The 20,715-nt window shown below is 70.3% G+C and carries 19 protein-coding genes and 1 pseudogene; 16 read left to right on the top strand and 4 right to left on the bottom strand.

Annotated elements, in window-relative coordinates; translation table 11 throughout:
- Positions 1-258 precede the first annotated feature (258 nt).
- From ACZ597_RS16900 to ACZ597_RS16855, 10 genes are all read left to right on the top strand, one after another.
- Positions 259-987, top strand: coding sequence for an LbetaH domain-containing protein (locus ACZ597_RS16900; RefSeq protein WP_471330206.1), 729 nt, complete (start codon positions 259-261; stop codon positions 985-987).
- Positions 988-992: 5 nt separating this feature from the next.
- Complete coding sequence (locus ACZ597_RS16895) at positions 993-2,330, top strand: hypothetical protein (protein WP_471330203.1); 1,338 nt, start codon at positions 993-995, stop codon at positions 2,328-2,330.
- Positions 2,327-3,352 carry a serine hydrolase domain-containing protein gene (locus tag ACZ597_RS16890; protein WP_471330200.1) on the top strand — a complete coding sequence of 342 codons (1,026 nt, stop codon included), beginning with the start codon at positions 2,327-2,329 and terminating at the stop codon, positions 3,350-3,352. The genes ACZ597_RS16895 and ACZ597_RS16890 overlap by 4 nt, the downstream gene beginning before the upstream one ends.
- A gap of 18 nt (positions 3,353-3,370) precedes the next feature.
- Positions 3,371-4,393 (top strand): UDP-N-acetylmuramate dehydrogenase, encoded by a 1,023-nt coding sequence (locus tag ACZ597_RS16885; RefSeq protein WP_471330198.1) that lies wholly within the window; start codon positions 3,371-3,373, stop codon positions 4,391-4,393.
- A gap of 89 nt (positions 4,394-4,482) precedes the next feature.
- On the top strand, positions 4,483-4,890 hold the full coding sequence (locus ACZ597_RS16880) for a hypothetical protein (protein WP_471330195.1): 408 nt from the start codon (positions 4,483-4,485) through the stop codon (positions 4,888-4,890).
- Between the two features lie 439 nt (positions 4,891-5,329).
- Entirely contained in the window at positions 5,330-6,787 is a 1,458-nt protein-coding gene (locus tag ACZ597_RS16875) for an NF041680 family putative transposase (protein WP_471330192.1), read from the top strand.
- Between the two features lie 95 nt (positions 6,788-6,882).
- Positions 6,883-7,119, top strand: a complete 237-nt coding sequence (locus ACZ597_RS16870) for a hypothetical protein (RefSeq protein WP_471330190.1) — start codon at positions 6,883-6,885, stop codon at positions 7,117-7,119.
- Positions 7,120-8,217: 1,098 nt separating this feature from the next.
- On the top strand, positions 8,218-9,813 hold the full coding sequence (locus ACZ597_RS16865) for a Mu transposase C-terminal domain-containing protein (RefSeq protein WP_471330188.1): 1,596 nt from the start codon (positions 8,218-8,220) through the stop codon (positions 9,811-9,813).
- Entirely contained in the window at positions 9,810-10,559 is a 750-nt protein-coding gene (locus tag ACZ597_RS16860) for an AAA family ATPase (RefSeq protein WP_471330185.1), read from the top strand. Before ACZ597_RS16865 ends, ACZ597_RS16860 begins: the two co-directional genes overlap by 4 nt.
- Positions 10,556-11,629 (top strand): hypothetical protein, encoded by a 1,074-nt coding sequence (locus ACZ597_RS16855; RefSeq protein WP_471330183.1) that lies wholly within the window; start codon positions 10,556-10,558, stop codon positions 11,627-11,629. The genes ACZ597_RS16860 and ACZ597_RS16855 overlap by 4 nt, the downstream gene beginning before the upstream one ends.
- A gap of 51 nt (positions 11,630-11,680) precedes the next feature.
- Here ACZ597_RS16855 and tpg read toward each other — a convergent pair whose 3' ends face one another.
- Positions 11,681-12,238 (bottom strand): telomere-protecting terminal protein Tpg, encoded by a 558-nt coding sequence (tpg, locus tag ACZ597_RS16850; RefSeq protein ID WP_471330180.1) that lies wholly within the window; start codon positions 12,236-12,238, stop codon positions 11,681-11,683.
- A 701-nt stretch (positions 12,239-12,939) separates the two neighbouring features.
- Here tpg and ACZ597_RS16845 point away from each other — a divergent pair.
- The 5 genes from ACZ597_RS16845 (at position 12,940) to ACZ597_RS16825 (ending at position 16,570) form a co-directional block, all read left to right on the top strand.
- Complete coding sequence (locus ACZ597_RS16845) at positions 12,940-13,356, top strand: hypothetical protein (protein ID WP_468802323.1); 417 nt, start codon at positions 12,940-12,942, stop codon at positions 13,354-13,356.
- An 83-nt stretch (positions 13,357-13,439) separates the two neighbouring features.
- On the top strand, positions 13,440-13,856 hold the full coding sequence (locus ACZ597_RS16840; RefSeq protein WP_471330177.1) for a hypothetical protein: 417 nt from the start codon (positions 13,440-13,442) through the stop codon (positions 13,854-13,856).
- A gap of 72 nt (positions 13,857-13,928) precedes the next feature.
- Positions 13,929-14,720, top strand: coding sequence for an ATP-binding cassette domain-containing protein (locus ACZ597_RS16835; protein WP_471330174.1), 792 nt, complete (start codon positions 13,929-13,931; stop codon positions 14,718-14,720).
- 3 nt (positions 14,721-14,723) lie between these two features.
- Positions 14,724-15,983, top strand: a complete 1,260-nt coding sequence (locus tag ACZ597_RS16830) for a DUF7224 domain-containing protein (RefSeq protein WP_471330171.1) — start codon at positions 14,724-14,726, stop codon at positions 15,981-15,983.
- Positions 15,980-16,570, top strand: a complete 591-nt coding sequence (locus ACZ597_RS16825) for a hypothetical protein (protein WP_471330169.1) — start codon at positions 15,980-15,982, stop codon at positions 16,568-16,570. The genes ACZ597_RS16830 and ACZ597_RS16825 overlap by 4 nt, the downstream gene beginning before the upstream one ends.
- A gap of 9 nt (positions 16,571-16,579) precedes the next feature.
- Here the strand turns inward: ACZ597_RS16825 and ACZ597_RS16820 are convergent.
- The 3 genes and pseudogenes from ACZ597_RS16820 to ACZ597_RS16810 form a co-directional block, all read right to left on the bottom strand.
- Positions 16,580-16,847 (bottom strand): annotated as a pseudogene (locus tag ACZ597_RS16820) (IS5/IS1182 family transposase); the annotation flags it as partial.
- Positions 16,848-16,862: 15 nt separating this feature from the next.
- Positions 16,863-19,529, bottom strand: coding sequence for a helicase associated domain-containing protein (locus ACZ597_RS16815; RefSeq protein WP_471330166.1), 2,667 nt, complete (start codon positions 19,527-19,529; stop codon positions 16,863-16,865).
- Positions 19,526-20,131, bottom strand: a complete 606-nt coding sequence (locus ACZ597_RS16810) for a hypothetical protein (RefSeq protein ID WP_471330163.1) — start codon at positions 20,129-20,131, stop codon at positions 19,526-19,528. The genes ACZ597_RS16815 and ACZ597_RS16810 overlap by 4 nt, the downstream gene beginning before the upstream one ends.
- A 60-nt stretch (positions 20,132-20,191) precedes the next feature.
- On the opposite strand from ACZ597_RS16810, the gene ACZ597_RS16805 reads away from it, so the two are divergent.
- On the top strand, positions 20,192-20,566 hold the full coding sequence (locus tag ACZ597_RS16805) for an ankyrin repeat domain-containing protein (protein WP_471330161.1): 375 nt from the start codon (positions 20,192-20,194) through the stop codon (positions 20,564-20,566).
- Positions 20,567-20,715: the final 149 nt, after the last annotated feature.

Here is a 20,715-nt window from a genome sequence, read left to right as displayed (position 1 = left end):
CAACCACCGCCACGAATACGGCGGTGCGGAACGAGTGCCCGGGCGCGTCCCGGGATGGCCGGATTTCGCCCCGGTGCGGGCCTGGTGGGCCCGGGGGCGGCTCCGACACGGCCCCGGGCCACCGGCAGGCCCCGCGAGGAACAATCGCACCAGCAGTAGAAATCACACAACAACTAACGATCAACTACTGGCGCAGGACACTAGGACAGCGGCGGTTTCCTGGACCCATCCCACCGGCCGTCTGGCACAGGAGCCGCCATGAGCCCCGCCCTGCTCACCCCCGCCCCGGGATTCGAGACCGTCGCCGACGAGCTCGCCCCCGCCTACTACCTGCGCCACGACCAGCTCGGCGCGTACATATCCGGCCTGCTGGGCCGCTGCGCCACCGTCTTCGACATCAAGCCGACCCTGACCGCCGACCTCGCCCACCCGGACCGGCACGGCCTGGCCGGCAGCGGTGTGATCGAGGACAGCGCGCACGTCACCGGCACCGTCATCGTCCAGGCCGGCGCCCGCATGGAGGACGGCGCCCGGGTCGTGGGCCCGGTCCTAGTCTGCGAGGGCGCGGTCATCGCCGCCGGGGCGTACGTCCGCGACCACGTCGTCGTCGGCCCACGCACCCAGGTCGGGTTCGGCGCCGAGATCACCCGCAGCCTCCTCGGCGCCGGGGTGTTCGCCAAGCACGCCTGCTTCATCGGCGACTCCATCGTCGGCTCCGACGTGAACATCGGCGCCTTCTCCTCCACCACGGCCCTCCTCACCGGCGACCGCCCCGTCACCGAGCCCGCGCTCAAGGAGATCAGCGTCACCCTCGGCGGACGCAGGTACAACACCGGGCAGACGAAGTTCGGCGCGGTCATCGGCGACGGCGTCACCCTGTGCGCGGGCACCGTCCTGTGCCCCGGGACGCTGATCGGCCCCGGCACCGTCATCTACCCGCGCACCCAGCTCGGCGGCTTCATGCCCGCCGGCTCCCGGGTCCGGTGACTTCCATGATCACCACCACCGCGGCACTGACCGCGCAGGCCGCCGACCGGCAGCTCCTCCAGGTCACCGGCGGCCGCCCCCTCACGGGCCGGATCCGCGTGCAGGGCAGCAAGAACATCGCCCTCCACCTCTACGCCGCCGCCCTCCTGGCCGACACCGAACTCGTCCTGCACCAGGCGCCCGCAATTCTCGACACCGGCGTCTGCGCGCAGATCCTCACCCACACCGGCACCCACACCCACGCCCCCGGTGACGGCACCTTCCACGTCGTCCCCACCCCGCGTCTGCGGCCCGTCATTCACCACGACCTCGGCGCGAAGGTCCGCACCACCGCGGTCCTGGCCGCCGCCGTCCTTGCCCGCGCCGGATCCGTCACCTTCCCCGTCCCCGGCGGAGACGCCTTCTGCCCCCGCCTGATCGACCGCCACCTCGCCGCCATGGAAGCCGCCGGCGCCACGGTCAGCGTCGACGAGCACGGCCGCTCTATCCAGGCCGCCCTCCCCGTCGGCCGGACACTGCGCCCGTTCCGCGTGGACGTCTCCACTCCGTACGGGCCCTCCCTCGGCGCCACGGTCAGCGCCCTGCTCCTGGCCGCCCGGGTCCCGGGGGAGTCTCTGATCACGAGCCCGAGCATCGAGCCGGAGGTCACCGAAACCCTCCGCTTCCTCACCGGCCGCGGTGTCGGGGCGGCCTGGGACGACGAAGGCCTCCACGTCCACGGCGCCGACCGGAGCGAGGGCAGCCAGTTCACGGTCGCCGGCGACCGGATTGAGGCCGCGACCATGATCATGGCGACGGCGGTGACCGGCGGCGCCATCGACCTCGACGGCATCACCCTGCCCGAACTCCCCGAAGCCCAGCGCCAGGTCCTCGCCAACGCGGGGCTGATCCTCACCGCTCTCCCCGAAGGCATCCGGGCCGCCGCCGGGCCCGACGGGCTGCGGGCCGGTGCGGGCCCGCACCGGCCCGCACCCCGGCCTGCCCACCGACACCGCCCCCCAGCTCGCCGCCCTGCTCACCCAGGCGACCGGCACCAGCCACGTCTTCGAAGCCGTCTACCCCCAGCGCGACACCCACGTCGGACCCTGCGCGCCTTCGGCGCCGACATCACCACCGACAGGCAGGACATCCGCATCCACGGCCCGGCCCGCCTGCGCGCGGCCGACGTACAGGCGGCGGACATCCGGGCGGTCACCGCCCTGCTGATTGCCGCCCTCGCGGCCGACGGCACCTCTACTATCGGCGGCATGTACCACTTCGCGCGCGGCTACAGCCGCCTGCCGCCCAACCTGGCCGCGCTGGGTGCCGACATCACCACCACCGCCGCGGAGGCCCGCCGATGACGCAACTCGTTCCGTTCACGTCCGCCGACATCGCCCGCCTCGCCGAAGCCCTCGACCAGGCCGTCGCCGACGGCACCACCCCCGGCGGCACCATCGCCCTGGGCACCCTCGGCGAGCCCCCGCGCTTCCTCAAGGCCGGCCGCATCGCCGACGAACTCGGTGACACCGCTCCCGGCCCGGATACGGTTTACGACATCGCGTCCCTCACGAAGGTCGTCGCCACCTGGCCGCTCGCCTGCCAGGCCTTCGACGCGGAGGTCCTCTCCCGGACCGCCCCGGTGCGCGACTACCTGCCCGCGATCGAGGGCCCGGTTCCCAGCGGGGAGGCCACGATCGAGCAGCTCCTCACCCACACCGCCGGGCTGAAGGCCTCCACCCGCCTGGACCACTACCGCGGCACCGACCGGCCGCTGCACGAACTCCTGTGCCGCGAACCCCTCGAAGACGAGCCCGGCACCCACCGGTACATCAACCGCGGCTACATCCTCCTCGGCCTGGCCCTCGCCCACGCCCACGGCCGCCCGCTCGACGAACTCGCCCGCACCCTGTGGGACGACCTCGGCATGAGCGCCACCACGTACGGGCCCGTCGCCCGTACCCCGCAGGTCGCCCCCACCGAGCAGCGGATCCCCGGCGCCCCCCGGATCTGGGGCCAGGCGCACGACGACAACGCCGCCCTCCTCGGCGGCGTCGCCGGCCACGCCGGAGTCTTCTCCACCGCCCGCGACCTCGCCCGCTACGCCGAGTACCTCATCGACCCCGCCAGTAACCTCCACGGCTGGCTCCGCGCCTCCATGCTCCCCTTCGCGCCGATCGAGACCGGACTCGACCGAGGCCTGTCCTGGATCTGCGCCCCCGGCAACATCGCCTACCACCACGGCTTCACCGGCACCAGCCTCTACCTCAACCCCGCCGCCGGCCGCTACCTGGCCATCCTGACCAATGCCGTGTACCACGGCGAAGCCCGCCGCAGCATCGCTCCCCTTCGGGCCCTCGCCCTCAAGACCATCACCGCCACCTGACCCCCGGGGAGGCCCGCCATGGGACAGCACCCGCTGTCCAACCACACCACGCTGCGCCTGGGCGGCCCAGCGCCGCTCTGGCTCACCCACAGCCACGACCCCGACTGGCCCGACCTCGCCCGCGCCGCCGCCGCACATGCCGAGCGGCCGTTCACCCTCGGCGGCGGCAGCAACACCCTCGCAGCCGACCACGGCACCACCCGGCCCGTCATCCACGTGACCACCCGCGGCATCCGCACCCGCCACCGCGCCGACGGCCAGGTCGAGGTCACCGTCGCCGCCGGCCACCCGCTCACCGACCTCGTCGCCCACACCGTCGCCGACGGCCTCTCCGGCATCGAGTACCTCGGAGGGATCCCCGGCACCGCGGGCGCCGCCCCGGTGCAGAACGCCGGAGCGTACGGGCAGGAAATCGGAGACCGGCTCGCCACTGTCACCGCCCACGACTGGACCACCGGCCGCACCGCCCGCATCCCCGCCGCCGAGTGCCGGTTCGGCTACCGCACCAGCCGGTTCAAGCAGCAACCCGGCCGTTGGACGATCCTCTCCCTCACCCTCCACCTGACCCCCTCTGCCGCGGCGGCCCCTGTCACCTACCAGCACCTCGCCACAGCACTCCGCACTCCGCTGGATAGCCAGCCCCCGCTCGCCGAAGCCGCCTCCGCCGTCCTCCACGACCGCGCCACGCGGGGACTACTCCTCCCGGACAGCGGGCACGACCACCGCCAGGCCGGCTCCTGCTTCCTCAACCGCACCGTCACCGACGACCAGGCCCGCGCCCTGCGCAGCCAGGGCGCACCCATCTACCGCACACCAACACACACCTGGCGGACCAGCGCGGGCTGGCTCCTGGAGGCCTGCGGCTACCGGCCCGGCACGAAGGTCGCAACGAGCATCCACTGCTCGACCCACCGCACTCTCACCCTCACCGCGCAGGCCGGGGCGACCGCGATCGGATTCCGCGAGGCGCTGGAAGCGATGACCAGGAGCGTTCACACGGCTACGGGCATCGCCCTGCACCCGGAGCCGGTTGCCGTCTAAAGGCTGTTGCGAAAGGGCCGACCGGCCTCCGTGGCGCGGCGGGCCTCGCGTAGGGTCGTCGGATTCCTTACCGATCAGGGGAGTTGGCGATGGGGCACACATTGCGACGGGGCGCCCGCACGGCACTGACGGCGGTGGCGGGAGCCGCTCTGCTGGTGGCCTGCACGGAGGAGCCCCGGAAGCAGGTCATGCCCGGCCCGACGTCCACGGCTACGGCCGCTCCCCGGGACGCCGCGGCCCTGGCCGAGCGCTACCGGGCGGGCGGCGGGGACCCGGACGTGTACGGGATCCAGATCGAGGAGGGGCCGGAAGGCGTGCCCCGGGTGGTCATCCGGACCCGCAACGCGGATCAGGAGGAGGCGATCTTCCGCCGGCAGAACACCTCGGTCACCGCCCACCTGATTGCGAAGGAGGGGGCGTCCTTCAAGAAGGGCTACTTCATCGACGTCTTCGGCCCCGACGGCCGGCTCATCCACCGCATGGACGCCCGCCCCTAACTTGATCTTTAACTGTGGCGTTGGCCAGCTGCTGAATAGGGTCGAGACGACGTGAAGCTGCGTGGGATCATTTCGGCATGCGCCTGGTAGCTGACGGAGCCACGCCGACCTCGCGGTTGGTACTGGTGAAGGACCTCGAGACTGACGACGGGTATGCCTTCGAGCTGGCGAGCCCGCTCTTCCTGGACACCGGCGATCGAATTGCTTTCGAAGGCGACAGGCTTGTCGTCGTGCGGGCCAGCGGAGAGCGGCTCTGGCCAGCTGGCGACTGGTCTACTCGTTGCGGGCCCGGGTCTCTGCGCCGCCGGTAGAAGCTGTTCCTCGAACGGTGCGTCGTACTTGATCACTCGGTTCGGTAACCGCCGTACACGGAAGCGGCCTTCGTCTGAACATGTGCTCCGACCAAGGAACACACACGTCCAGCACGAAGGCCGTGAGGATGAGTCTGCTGCATCACGATGCCCGGCGAGAGCCGCTGGCCGAACTGTCACGCTTCCGGGGCGAGTTCTACTCCTGTCTCACCGCACGTTCGGATGCCCTGTTCGAGCTGGCGGACGCGGTTCTGTGCGGTGACGGGCCGGTGAAATCGCTGGCCGAGCTGTCGCTGGTGGGCGAACACCGCCGCGGGCACGGAGGGCTCTACGCCGCGCTCGCCCAGGGCCGGGTCGACGCCGAGCGGATGCGACAAGCCCTGGCCTCGGTGCCGCTGCCACGAGCCGCTGACGGCCGGCTGGTCTTGGCCGTCGACGTCACCTGCTGGCTGCGGCCGGACGCCCACACCTCACCACAGCGGATCCTGTGTCACACCTACGGCCGGGGCAAGGATCAGCACATCCCCGTTCCCGGCTGGCCCTACTCGATCGTCTGCGCGCTGGAACCCGGCCGCAGTTCGTGGGCCGCACCGCTGGACGCGTTGCGTCTGGCGCCTGGGGACGACACCGCCACCGTCACCGCCCGGCAGCTGCGCGACCTGGTCGAGCGGCTGATCGCCGCAGGTCAGTGGCAGACCGGCGACCCGGGCATCCTCATCGTCGCGGATGCCGGATACGACGCGCCCCGCCTCGCCTTCCTGCTGCGGGATCTGCCGGTGGAGGTGCTGGCCCGGATGCGGTCGGACCGTGTCCTGCGGCGGCCGGCCCCGCCGCGGGAGCCTCACACCAGGGGCCGGCCGGCCCGGCACGGCGGCGAGTTCGTCTTCGGACACCCCGACACCTGGGGCACCCCGGACACTCACACGGTCACCGACACTCGCCTCTACGGCACCGCCCTCGCCCGCTCCTGGGACCGGCTCCACCCCAAGCTCACCCACCGCTCGTCCTGGGCCGCGGCCGACGGGACCCTCCCGATCGTCGAGGGAACCGTGATCCGCCTGGACATCAAGCACCTGCCCAGCGGAGCCACCCCGAAGCCGGTCTGGCTGTGGTGGTCCGGCACCGACGCGGACGCCGCCGACACCAACCGGCTCTGGCAGGCGTACCTGCGGCGCTTCGACATCGAGCACACCTTCCGCCTGTTCAAACAGACCCTCGGCTGGACCTGCCCGAAGATCCGCACCCCCGAGGCGGCCGACCGCTGGACCTGGCTGATCCTCGCCGCCTACACCCAACTGCGACTGGCCCGGCCGCTGGCGGCCGACCGGCGCCGTCCCTGGGAAAGGCCCGTTCCCGCGGACAGACTGACGCCCGCCCGTGTCCGCCGCGATTTTCGGCACATCCGCCCGACAGCCGCCTGCCCGGCTCGGGCACCGAAACCCACCCGCCCCGGCCCCGGACGACCACCCGGCCGAAAGAACACCCGGCCCACCCCACGCCACGACGTCCACACGCCCCGCAAGACGGGCACCGTCACGTCCCGGAACAAGAAGTCGACGACCCCTCGACCACGCCGCACAGGTTAAAGATCAAGCTAGGGCGTGTCTCTTTGGCGAGCTGATCAGTTGATCGGATATGGGAACGCTCGTGTCCGTATGAGGGGTGCCGACGTTATCGGAGCATGATCGATATCAAGCGTGCTTGCGTCCTCGCAGCGGTTTCAGTCGCAGTTGTGGTCACCGGGGTGGCCCCGGCATCGGCAGACGGCGTCAACAATGATGGCGTCTTCAGCAACATCTTCACGAACAGCGCCACAAACAAGATCTTGAACAGGCCCGAGGTCGACCAGCACACGGGCTCCGACGCGTCCCACACCAATACAGCCGGTAGCTCTGTGAACGACGGCCAGTTTATTTAGAGCATCTGAACCGCCTCGGCTCCGCCTCCAGGACGACCCGGAGGCGGAGCCGGAACAACCGGGGGTGGGAGCGAAGCGGACACCCCCAAACAGGCTGCAGGCCCGGACCCCGTGAAACCCTCCCGCGCGGAGCACGGGAGTCTGCGCGGAGCAGGCACGCTCTGGTGGAGCGCAGCGGAGGCAGAGCCAGTCCGAAGCGAAGAGCCGGGCCCGAAGGGCCTCGCCCGAGCGCAGCGAGGGCGTTCGGTCCTGAGCGCGTAGCGCTCAGGGACCCGCTCCGTCGCCGGGACCGGATGTGTGCCGCGCGGGCCGCCGAAGCCGAGGAGACGGCCCGTCTGCGCGAGCAGCTGGCCGCCGAGTACCCCGAGTTGGCCGCCGTTGCAGAGCTCCCGGAGCCCCGCGCCGCGGAAGGCTTCGTCAGGGCTGCTGGCCGGGGCCGGGTTGCTGCTGAGGAGCAGCGGATCCGCAGCCGGCTGGTTGCCGAGGGCCTTGTGGGCACCGCTCTGGACAGCGAGGTGCGCCGCAGGATGGCGGCGTGGAAGGCCGACCGGCGGCGGGAGGCCGAGGCCGCCGCCCTGGCCGCCAGGGCCACGCGCCCCATCGGCGCATGGCCCACAGCAGATTGCCCAGCAGGCCGCAGCAGCTCCGTTCTAGCTGCTGTACGCCTTCCTGAGCGCCTCACAGGACCCCGCAGCCCCTCCGGTCGCGCGGCAACCTGAAAGGCGCTCAGGGGGCCGCCTGTGGCCGCGGGTTGCCGTGGGCCGCCACGGGACGGCCCGGGGGGCGTGCCAGGTGCGATCTCTCGGTTTAGGGACAGTGGTGTGAGAGACAGTGGTCTCGTGGGGTGTTGGTGCAGGTCGGGGTCTGTTTTGGGGTTTGGTGTCACTGTCTTTGATGTGGGAGATCAGTGGGGGATCGCTGTCCTTGGCCTTTATCGTCCCAGGGGTGACGCTGTCTCAGTTTCGTGAGTTCTGATCTATCGGCTGTCCGGGGGCCGGTTGTGTGGGGCGGGTGGAAGAGGAAGTACAGCTCCCGGTCTCGGGGGGTTCGGGTGGAGCGTTGCCTGCGGTGTCGGTTCGGGCGTTGCGGGGGCCGGCGGTGCGCCGGCTGTTGTCTTTGCGCCGGGAGGGGAAGCTGACCACCGGGCATGTGCGGACGGTGGGTGAGACGTTCGGTGTGCGGGAGCGGGCGGTGTGGCGGTGGTTGGCCGCTGCGGAGGATGGGGCCGCGGTGCCGGGGGAGAGTGGCCGGTACTACGGCAGGTTCATGGTCACTCCGGAGGTCCGGGCTCTGCTCGGTCTGTGGAGGGGGAACGTCGCCGCTGTCCATCGTGAGCTGTCTGCTCGTGCGGCTCGGGGCGAGGGGGATCCGCCGCCGTCGGTTCAGACGCTGCATCGTGCGATCCGGCGGGACCTGTCCGCGGGGGAGCGGGCGGGGCTTGCTGGTGGTGAGGGTGAGGCCCGGAAGCATGATGTGTTCCTGGCCCGGCCTCGGGGCTGGCGGAATCAGGTGTGGGAGGCCGATCACGTCCAGGCCCCGGTCCTGGTCGAGGTCGAGGGCACCGGCCGTCGTCCATGGGTGACGTGGTTCGTGGACTGCGCGACGAACACGGTGATGGGGGTGGCGGTCACCGCGGGGTATCCGTCGCGGGAGTCGGTGCTGGCCGCGCTGCGGGCGGCGGTGCTGCGCGAGGAGCCGTTCGGGCCGCAGGGCGGGCTCCCGGAGAAGGTCCGGGTGGACCGGGGCAGGGACTTTTTGTCGAGGACGGTCGCGGCGGCGTTCGGTGCGCTGGTGGTCGAGGTGGAGGACCTTCCCGCCTACACCCCGCATCTGAAGGGCACGGTCGAGGGCTTGAACCGGGCGGTGGAGGTGATGTTCCTCGCCGCGTTGCCCGGCTATGTGCGTCAGCCGCGCCCGGGCCGGCGCCGGGCCCGGCCGAGGGACGAGCTGCTGCTTGATTTCGAGGAGTTCACCGCCCGGCTGCTGGGTTGGGTGGAGTGGTGGAACACCGTGCACCAGCCGGGTCCGTTGGGCGGGAAGTCGCCTCTTCAGGCCTGGGAGGCGGATCCGACTCCGGTGCGGGAGGTCAGCCCGGAGGAGTTGTGGACGTTCACGCTGGAGGACGATGGCCGTGTCAGGGTGGTCTCCACCCGCGGTGTGCGGTTCCGCAGGCGGGACTATGTGGGGCCGTGGATGACGGGCCTGGCGGGTACGGGGGTGCGGGTGCGGTTCATGCCGCACCACGATCACCGGATCGAGGTCTTCGACGCGACGACCGGCCGCTACCTGGGCCCCGCGACCGTCGCCGACGAGGCGAGCCCGGAACAGATCACCCAGGTCCGCACCGCGCGGGCCGCGCGCAGCCGGCGTCTGCGCAAGGACCTCGCCGCGGTCCAGCGCGAGCGCTATGCCGCGGTGACGCGGCCGGGGAAGCCGGAGCGGCTGGACGCCGTGTCCGCGGTCGAAGCCGCTGCCGAGCTGTCGGCGGCTGATCGGACGGACATGTCGAGGCTGGCGCTGCCGGACCTGATCCCGCCGGCGGCGCCTCCGTCTGACTGGCGTACCCCGGCCTCCCTCGCGGTCCGTACCCGGCCGCAGACGTCACCCGCGCCGGATGAAGACGAGCCCGGCGGCGGACCGGAGGCCGGTGTCACCGGTGCCGGGGATGGTGCTGCGGGCGGTGGTGTGCGGTGACCGCGCCCACGTACCAGTACGTCGACCTGCCCGATGCCGCGATCGTGACCACGAGGGCGCTGCTGACCGCTCGGGAGAACATCGTGGACACGGTCGCCGCGCGGGCGATGATGTGCATCCACGGCAATGCCGGCTTCGGTAAGACCCTGGCGGTCAACACCTGCCTGCACGAGCTGGAGGACACCCGGGGCGAGGAGGTCTGCCGGGTCACCTTCCGGGCCCGCCCCACCGCCCGCGCGGTCCGCTACGAGCTGTTCGAGACGCTCCGCCTGCCCGGTGAGCCGCCCCGCCACCCCAGCGAGTTCGACCGCCTGCTGAAGACCGCCCTGTCCGAGCGGCCCCGCACCTTCCTCGTCGACGAGGCGCAGTGGCTCAACGGCGAGGCGTTCGAGTACTTCCGCTACCTGTGGGACGAGCCCGCCACCCAGATCGCGATCGTCTTCGTCGGCGGCGCAGGCGCCCACACCGTGCTGCGCCGCGAGCCGATGCTGTCCTCCCGGATCTTCATCTGGCAGCAGTTCACCCGCCTCACACCCGAGGAGGTCCTCGACGTCGTCCCGCTCTTCCACCCCGTCTGGGAGGACGCAGACCCCGCGGACATCACCTTCGCCGACGAACAGGCCGCCCACGGCAACTTCCGCGCCTGGGCCCAGCTCACTGCCCACATGCGCACCGCCCTGGAACGCACCGGCCGCCCGCGCCCGGACCGCGACCTGCTGCGCTGGGCCTTCAGCCGCCTCGCATGACCACACCCGCCACGCCCCGCCTGGCCGTCGTCCTCGACTCCGGGGACGACGCCGCGTTCACCCACACCGCGCTGGCCGCCCACGCCCCGCACGCCGGCCGCGTCACCCTGCATCCCGCGCCGGGTACGACCAGCGACACCGCTCTGGCCGGGGACCTGCTCTTCGCGCTGGGCAAGCCGGCCCACCTGCCGGGCCGTTTCCCGCACGGCCGCCCGCCTTTGTGGGAGGCGGCCTCGGCGTGGACGGCGGCCCTGGCCGTGACCCGCCTGACGGTCCTGCGCGCCCACCTGCTCGATGACCGCCGCCTCCAACGCCTCCTGGCCCTGTGGCGGCAGACCGGCATCCATCTCACCCTCGTTGTCCACCGCCCCCGCCTGACCGCCGCCCTTACCCGCGCTCTCGCCGCCGTCCCTCACACCCGCACCGCCACCCTGGCCGCGGCCCGCGTCCTCTACTTCGACGGGAGCCCTTCTGCGGCCGGCGCGTCTGCACAGGCCGCCGCATCCGCTGCCTGCGGGCCGGGCCGGTGGCTCACCCTGCCATCCCTGGACCGGCTCGTCTCCTACGACAGCCCGGGCCCGTGCACGGGCCCTTGCCTGCCCGGCCCGATCGACTGGAGACAACGGCCCGCCCCCGAACCTGTCACCACCGCCCAGGCCGCCCACGCGGTCGCCCGGATCCACGCCGCGACCGCCCACCCGCGACTGGCCGCGGCACTGGCCTCCACCCTCTTCACCGGCGCCTCCTTCCAACAGCTGGCCACTGCCCGCAGCGATGACTTCCACGACGCCCCCGCCCTCCTGGCCCTCCACGACCGGACCCGCTTCACCGACGGCTGCGCCACCCACCCCGTCCCCGCCTGGGCCGCCGTTTTCCTTCACGCGGCCACCCGCTTCGCCCGACTCACCTGCACTGCGTATCTGCTGGCCGAGCCGTCAGAGCGCCCGGCCCTGCTGCGCCTGGCCGAAACCGCCAGGCTCCGCCCACCCCAGCCGCCCGGCACCCACCGTGCCGGCAGGCCCGGCACGGTGGTGTGGGACTGGCGCGAGGTACGGGAAGCACGCGGGTAGCGGCCGGCGCCGGACGCCCGCTGACCACGGCCACGGAGCACGCCCTCGGCCCTACTGGAGGGCGAACTCGATGAAGTCGATGTCCCGGAGGGTGACGTGGAGACCGTGGGCGCGCATGCCGGCGTCGCGGAAGTACATGTGCCCCAGAGCCCGGCCGATGACCAGCTCGTGCTGCTCCTCACTCGCGCCCGCGTCCAGGGCGGCGAAGATCTGCCGCGTCACCGTGGGGTCCAGGCGCCCCGTGACGCGCCGCATACGCGGGTCGTCCGAGCTGCCGGGACCGGCCTTGAACCCGAACCGGGCGCGGGTGTGGACGACCACACCGCCTTCCTCGGCCGCGGCACGCCGGCGGGCACGGATCAGCGGCTGCCAACGGGCCCGCACGAGCTCCGCGATCTTCTGCTCGTGGCGGGGGCTCGGGCGCCCCTGGCTGCCCGGTTTGCGGGTGACCCACCGCTGGACGGTCCGCTGGGACACTCCCAGGACGACGGCTACCCGCCGGGTGGAGCCCCGCTCCCACCGCAGCAGAGCCTTCAGCTGATCAGCCGTCGTCGCAGGCACCGGCCGGGTGTACAGGAGCCGCTCCAGCCCCTCACCTATGGCACGCACGATCCCACCAGCCCTCCTACGACACCGCCTCTCACTCCACTCTTGCCACCACCTCGCGACGGCGGGCGGTATCCGGCATACGGCTGGCGCTGGCATCCCCGGTGCGGTAGAGGTCCCCCCACGCCCGTTGGTGGAGCCTTCAGGGGTGTTGCGCTCGCTGACACGAAGGTGGTGCTTGCCTTGCTGCACTGACACGGGGTGGCGTTTGGGTTTGTCGGGCGCTGTCACGGAACCGGTGGTTCGCACACGGCGTGGTTGCGTTCGCGGGAGATCAGTGAGGTGGGGAAGGAGGCCGTGAGGTAGTCGCCTTCGCCGAAGGCGAGCCATCCGACCTGGCTGAGGTCGGGTCAGGTGCCGAGGATTTCGCGGAGGCCGGTGAACGCGGCGATGTTCTCCACGAAGAGCAGCCAGGGTGCGGGCCCGAGTCCGAACATCGCCAGCGGGGCGGGTGTGGGGGCGGGCTCATGATCGAGACAATTTGTTGACTATCTGCAATCTCTCTGGCCGTGGTTCTTGCACATGGCCCGTGTTGTACGGGGCGTAAGGGTCAGGTGTGCAATTGAGCCACACTCGAACACCTGCCGCAGAATGAGGTGTTCTGCGGATATGGTTCAAGGCGCCTTGGGGGGAGGCACTTGTACGAATGCTTCCTCCCTCCGTCATTCCCTCACACAGGGTCAACGAGAAGGGAAGGAGATCCGATGAGTGCTTGGCGAAAGAAGACAGCCGGTCTGATGGCCGGTGTTGCGCTCCTGGGGATCGGCGGCATCACGCCGGCGAACGCGGGCGTCACCGAGGGCCAGTTCGAGTCCTACATCTCATGGTGGACGGCCCCGACCGAGTCACGCCGCTGGTATGACAGCAACAGCAGCTCCGACTACACCGGCATCTACTTCCAGGGATGCCAGTCGGACGACTTCAGGGGCTACGACTACGCGTCGCTGCGCCTGTGGAAGGACGTTCCCGGCGCCCCGGATCGCAGCAAGGGCACCAGGAACAACTACTGCGGGTGGGTCGACTACGGCGATCCCGACGATGCGGGCAACTACTACTTCCAACTGGCGGACATCGGCCAAGGCGACTTCATCAAGATCGATTACGTCAAGGTCGGCTGGTAGCCGCAGATCGAATCCGGAGCCGGACCTGCCGGCTCCCAGGCGGCGCTCAGACAAGGCGGCGCCCGAGACATGAGAGGGATCGAGTGAAGATCGGTGCAAGGTCGTGGGCCGGTGCGATGGCCGGGGCCGCGTTACTGGGTACGGTGTCCGTGGTTCCGGCACACGCCGGGGCGACGGAAGGTCAATTCGAGTCGTCCATCGGCTCGTGGCGGGCAGGTAACGAGTCGCGGCGCTGGTATGACAGCAACAGCAGCTCGGACTACACAGGCATCTACTTCGAAGGCTGCACAGCGGACGGCGGTGGCGGGTTCAACTACGCCGATCTGCGTCTGTGGAAGGACGTCCCCAGCGCCCCGGACCGGAGCAAGGGAACCCGGAGAAACTACTGCGGGTGGGTCGACTACGGCGACCCCGACGACGCGGGCAACTACTACTTCGCGCTGACAGACGTGTCCAGCGGCACGTACATCTCCGTCCGCTACGTGAAGGTCGGCTGGTAGTGCCGGCGTTGAACACGTAGTACGAGGGTCCCGGTGGATTCAGCACCGGGACCCTCTGGTCTCCACTCTCCCATGAGCAAGGCCTTCCTGCTGGCAGCGGGAAGGCGGATTGTGCGTTCTTCCATGTCTCTGATTTTTGATCAAGTTTCCTTCCGCTACGGCCGAAATGCGCCCGTCTTCAGTCAGTTCAGTCTCCGGATTGACGCACGGGCAACGGTCCTCCTCGGCCCGAACGGAGCCGGCAAGTCCACTCTGATGGCCATAGCCGCGTCCCACCTGTCGCCCTCGTCCGGGTCGGTCACCTTCGAGGGAAGCGCCGCAAAGGGCCGCCATCTGGCCGCCTACCGTGAACGCGTGGCGTGGATCCCCCAGCAGATCACCCCCATGCCCGGGCTGACCGTACGCGAGCAGGTCGCCTATGCGGGATGGCTCAAAGGCATGCCGAAGGACGTGGCGTGGAAGGCGTCCGAGGACGCGCTGCGCCGGGTCGACCTCACCCGCCTTGCGGGGCGCAAGAGCCACCAGGTGTCCGGCGGTCAGCTCCGCCGCATGGGAATCGCCGGGGCGCTGACCCACCGCAGCAAGCTGATCTTGATGGACGAGCCGACCGCCGGCCTCGACCCCACGCAACGCCTGGTGTTCCGTGAGCTCGTCGAGGACCTGGCCGACAGTGTGCAGGTGGTCGTCTCCACGCATCAGACCGAAGACCTCGCCGACCTGTATACACAGGTGGCGGTCCTCGCCCACGGAAAGATCTGTTTCCAGGGCGGCCCCGCCGACTTCCACGCCCTGGCGCCGACCGCCACACGCGGACGCGACCAGGCCGAAGCCGCCTACATGATGCTCGTCGGACGGGAGATCTGACCGATGCGCATCACCACTCTCCTGCGGTCCTCCTCCGCCGGATTCATGCTTGTCTTCCTGGCGGGCTACGTCCTGCTGCTCCTGTCGGCCCCGATCACCGCGGGCACTGTCCCGGGGTACGGGCCGTCGGTGCTCGGCAACGCCTCATATGCCATCCCGTTCGCTGCCGCCGCGTGCGCGGCGAGCGGAGCGTGGGAAGGCGCACGCCTACGGAGGGGCAACGTCTTCGGGCAAGCTCCTTCCCGCAGCCGGCTCGCCATCGTGCTGCCGTTGCTGGCCCCGGTTTGGGTGATGGGCGTTGCCGGGATGCTCATCGCGGTCGGTGTCGCGGTCTCGGCCGCGGCAACTCTTCCGTCTCTCTCCCACCTGGGCATGTTCGTGGTGTACGCGCTGCTGATGGCCGCCGCCACACTGGCCGGACACCTCTTGGGCGGCCGCCTTCCGCACCTTGCGGCCGCACCGCTGGCGATGGTTGTCGGGTTCTGCCTGACCGCGTTCCCCGGGTCCTGGGACACCCCGTGGCCCCGCCACCTGGTCGCGGGCGCCTATGACAGCTGCTGCTCGGTCGGATCGGTGATCGACCCTGTGGCTGTGTGGGCACCGCTTCTGTTCAGCGGCGGGATCATCACCGCATGCCTCCTCGCGATCGCCCAGACCGATAGGTGGAAGCCTCTGGCCGCCCTCGTCGTCGCGTCAGCGGCCTCGGTGCTCATGGTCGTGAGCATGGGCTACAACCCGGTCGCAGAGCGGAACCCCGACGCGCTGGTCTGCGATACCGCCGGCGTTCCGGAAGTGTGCCTGTGGCCCGAGACCCCGGAGCGCACGCGGATAGTGGCGACCACTCGCGCCTACAGCAGCCGCCTGAAAGACGCGGGGCTTCCCGCGGTTTCCTCACTCACCCAAAGCCGTGATCTCAAGCCCGGACAGGCCGGTTTCGGAGGCAAGGGCCAGGTTCGCGAGCAGGACATCACCGCCAACCTCGCCAACACCCTCCTGCCCCCCATACCCGAATGCGCCCGAACCAGCCACACGTACCCTGCATTCCCCGCCCGGGGCCCGCTCACCGCATGGCTGACGGCCATCGCCACCCAAGCACCCCCGGCGCCGGCCCAGGGCCGTGTCTCCCCCGACGACGCGAAACTTGCCCAGCAGATCCTCACGCTGCCCTCCGCCCGTCAGCACGCCTGGTACGAAGCGAACCGGGCCGCGCTCACCGGATGCGACAAGAAACCGGCCCTGAACCCTGAAGGAGCGGGCCGGTGAACTGGTGGGCAGCATCCCGCAACATTCCTATACTCGCCGCCGTCACCACTGTGACGGCCGTCGTCGGCCTGGCGTTCGGACAGAGCCGCATCCCCATCCCCGCGATGGTCGGCGGTGCCGGGAACTTCCTTCTCGCCGCGCTGATCACCGTCATCCCCGCCGTGATCTGGCTCGCCTTTACCGGCCGCGCCCGGAACGCCACGGAAACCGTGGCCGTGCGGGCAGTCCACCGCTGGGACACCCTCCTTGCCGGCGGATGTGCAGCCCTTACCCTGGCCATGGCCGTCCTCGGTCATTTCGCGGGAGCCGCCCCCGTGGCCCTGGCCATCGGCCGGAACACCGCCTTCTACCTCGGACTTGCGCTGCTCCTCGTCCCCCTTGCCGGCCCCCGGATCACATCACCGGTCCTGACCGCTATCCCCCTGGTTCTTGCCGTGGGGGGATGGAAGAGCGGCGGTCGTGGAGCGCAGCCGTGGGCCATCGTCCTGCACCCTGCGGCCAGCATGCCCGCCTTCCTGGCGGGCGTGGCGGTCCTCATCGCCGGGGCGACATTCAGCAGCCTCAAGCCCCCGCGCGTCACCCTATGACCGATCGTTTCAGAACGACGTCCGGAGTCGGCGTAAGCAGATGATGCTGCAGGCGAGGTGGAGCAGTCCGAGGTGGTGGAGGCCGGCTCGGATCTCGTAGCGGACCCGGAGGCCTGTGAATTGGTGGAGCCCAACGAAGGTTCGCTCGAGGACCGTCTGGTCTTGCCGGTGCCCTCGCGGGCGATCTTCGGCGTGATGCCGCGGGTGCGAAGCTGACGTCGGTACTTGTTGTGTCGTAGCCGCGGTCAGCGAACGGTTGCCGTCGCCGGTGACGGGGCCAGGGCGCGACTTGCTACTGTGCCCAGTTGACGCCGAGTTCCCGTAGCGCGTCGAGCTGCTGCTGGGTGAGTTTGTGGCGTCGGGTTTTGGTGTTGGAGATCCACACGCCCAGCTTCACGATCACCGGCTGCGCCTCGCCCTCGACCGTGATCTCCTCGGCGTGGGCGCGTGGGACCGGCCGGTGGGTGCCTTCCCGTTCCACCCACTGGGCGAGGGCTGCCAGGCCCCGCTGGAACGCCTGCTGCGCCTTGCCCTGCCCCTTTGCTCCACGAGCGGTGGCAGGGGCCGGAGGCGGCGCCTGAGCGGGCTCTACGCCGATCGCGGTGAGCCGCTTCTGCTGTTCGGGCAGGAGCCGCGCCCAGGTGGCTGGCTGTTTCTGCTGCTGGAGCCACTTGCCGATGTCGTCGCCGTCCATGAGGACGCCGGGGGCGATGTCGGGCAGGTGGCCGTCGGCGTCGACCAGGTCGGCGAGGACGCGGTGGTGGCGTTGCCAGTCGAGTGGCCAGGGGCAGTTCCAGTCCTTGTCGATCGCGGTCAGCTGCGCGGCTCGGGTTGTTGCGGTGTCCTGGTTCTTTCCGAGGCCGTTCTTGGCGCCTTTGCGGCGGAGGTTGGCCATGTACTGGCCGATGGGCACCATCTCGTCGTCCTCGCCCCACAGGGCGTCCTGTCGGGGCGCGAGGTGCCCGGTGGCCTTCCGGTATGACCGGAGCACGGCGAGCTTGGCCTCCCACGCCTCCTCGCCGGGCTCCCACACCATCCCGGCCTCCGGGGCGTCCAGCAGGGTCTTGCGCCGGTCCTCGAGTTCCCCGGCGCGCAGGGCCTTGCGCTGCTGGTGGACCCACCGTCCGAGCGGGAACGCCTTGGTGACGCCGACCTCGGTTTCGGTGTCGTACGGGACGGCGTGCAGGCCGGTGATCCCGTTCTCGGCCCGCCACCGGATCAGGGCCTGGTAGCCCTCCAGCCACACCAGGGATTCGGGCCGGTAGACCCGGGTGCGCAGGAACGCAGCGATCGTGGCCGCGTCGCGCGGGCTGGAGAAGTGCAGCAGCGCCGACTCGGCGGCCGCGTCGGTGTCGTCCTCCTGGTCCTCGCCTTCGCCGCCGGTCCCGACGATCCGCCCGGCCTCGTCGCGGCGGAGGTGGACCTTGTGCCTGCCGCTCGTCAGGGCCCGGGATGCGAGCTGCTCGACGAGACGCTCATCGTGACTGCGCAGGCCTTGGAGGACCGCTACAAGAGGCCGGAAGCTGGCGGAAGCGACCATGTCGGTCGGATCCTCGCCGACCTCCAGGAACACCGGCACGATGATGCGGGCGACCTTCGTGGAGCCGTCCCGGTTGAGCCGGAGCGCGCGGCCGATGTTCTGGACGATCTCGACCTGGGAGCCGCGGGTGTCGGCGAAGCAGATCGCCTCGACCCCGCGCTCGCCGGTGATGTCGACGCCTTCCCCGAGGACCCGTACGGACGCGAGGAAAGCCCGGTGCACGCGCCGGTTGTGCGCGTCGATGCCGTTGGCGAACTGGCGCAGGACCTCGCGGCGCTCGGTGACGAGGTGGTCTCCGCACAGCCAGGCCGACCAGACCCGGTCTGGCGGGACGTGGCGGCCGGCCTCCAGCTCGTACAGCTTGGCGTCGATCGACGACTTCGGCAGCAGCTCCCCGGCCGCCAGATCGCTGTCGGAGACATTGGTGGCGTAGAGCTCGGCGGCGGTCTCGGGCAGATTCTCCGCGAACGCGGCGGCCTCCTCGACCTTCTGGTGGAAGGTCATGACCGTACGCAGGTTGTGCGCGGCGGCGTGTTCCAGGAGCGCGGTCTGCAGGAGTGCCAGGCGCCGGCCTCGCAGGGACTCCCCTGAGAGGATGCCGATGACGGGTTCGGGGTCGCGGATCTCGAGGACGTCGATTTCGAACCCGGCGAGGATGCCCCGCTCGATCGCCTCACTCAGGCCGAGCTCGGCGATCCACGCCCCGCAGGTGCCGTCGGGGTCGTCGGCCATGCTCGCGAGCTCGGCCTCCTGGCTTTCCGCGCCTTTCTGGGGTCGGGCCGCGGCGAGGATGCGGGGGGTGGCGGTGAGGTAGAGCCGGTAGGCGGCGGGGATGCGGGTGTTGTCGTGGATGGCGGCCCAGGGTCGTCCGAGGTCGCCGGCGGTTCCGTGGGCTTCGTCGACGATGGCGAGGTCGAAGCCTGCCATCTGCTGGCCGTAGAGCCGCTCTCCGCCCGCGAGGGCGGCCTCCAGGGGCCCGCGAATCTTCTGTTGGCCCTTGGGTGCATCGGCGTCCTCGCGGTCCACGAGGGAGGCGTATGTGGCGAGCATGACTACGGGCCCGTGCCCGGCCCACAGGGCGAGCTGGATCGGGTTGGTGGTGGTGCGGACGCCCAGCTCGTTCAGCACCGGGTCGTTCTCCAGCGAACACACCGCGACCATCGGACCCCGGTGGCCGACCAGACGCCACGCCTGGGCGGTCTGGGCGAGCAGGTCCAGGGTGGGGATGGTGACGAGGATCCGGCCGTCCGCGAACGACTCCAGCGCGCACGCGGCGGCCGTGATCGTCTTGCCCGATCCCGTCGCGGACACGATCGTGCTGCGGGCCCCCTCCGGTGGAATGGAGGATCTTGCAGGAAATCCCACCCACTCGCGGAATCTCGCTTTTTGATCCACTTGATGTTCTCGGAGCTGGATCAAAAGAAATCACCCGATTCGGGAAGGACCTGCACGACGTAGGTGATCCGGTATTCGCCGTCTTGGTAGACGCCGCAGGGCCGGCGGAACATTGCCTGGGCGTGTTCGACGGCCGCGCCGGCGGAGGCGGCGAAGATGTGACGGATCAGGGGAGGCTCTCCCGCCGCAGCAGGCCGGGCCGTGATCCGGTAGATGCGGTGCCGCCGCACCTCGACGGGCAGGATGCCGCCAGCCCGTTCATCCCAGGTGGCTTCTTCGGCCATGCGCTGCGCTCGTTGCTCTTCCCGGCGGACTACTCGGGGATCCTCATCTGCGGCGTAGACGGCCATTTGCTGCTCAGCCATGACGCGTGCGATGCGGGCCCATTCGATGTGCCGCCACGAGGCGATGTCCAGCGCGGTCAGCCTGCCTGCCTCCTGGGGTGCGGCGAGGGCGAGTTCCTCATGCTCGAGTGCCGCCCGCAACCGTTCCTTCACCTGGCGCAGATCTATGCCAAGAGCTTCCCTGAGCACAGAAATTTGTGCTAATTCCCTCGGATTGTATGCGTAGACAGGCATCCAAAACCTCACTCGATGCATCTGGAAGGTGTGGTGGTATTTCTCCAATGGTACATGCTGCATCATGCTAGGGTCAGCACACGACTGACGACCGATGAAGGGAATCGGATGATCGAGAATCCCTGGACGCCCGCCCACCAGGCCGTCGAGTCCAGCGACTACGTCGAGCTGACCCGCCTCCTCAACGAAGGCGCAGACGTCAACGAGGTGTGCCGCGGGATGACTCTGCTGGAGCATGCCATCGACCTGGAGGGGGACTCGGCACTCCAGTCGGGGACTCCGATCGACAGTCGGCTCACCGTGATCCTGCTGGCCTACGGGGCCGATCCGAGACCGCAACCTCCGGGGCGCATGAGCGCGGTCGACCTGGCCGACCACTACGGTCACGACATCGCCCACCGCCTGATAGACCGGATCACCTCGGCTGCTGTCAGCCGCCCGCGAAGCGGGCTGCGGTCCTGGAGGCGAAGCCGGAAGGACTGAAAAGGGCGGGAGCGAAGCGGACGCCCAACGGGCCGAAGGCCCGGACCCCGTGAAACGGGGTCACCCAGGCCCGCACAGCGGGCCGTTCGGGACGGAGCGAAGCGGAGACCCGAACCGTCCGGAGCGAAGCGCAGGACACCGGCCCGAAG

It is taken from the genome of Streptomyces sp. NPDC040718 (assembly GCF_055593565.1).
Note: the sequence above shows the minus strand (reverse complement) of the source record. Positions and strands in the feature narration are given on the sequence as shown.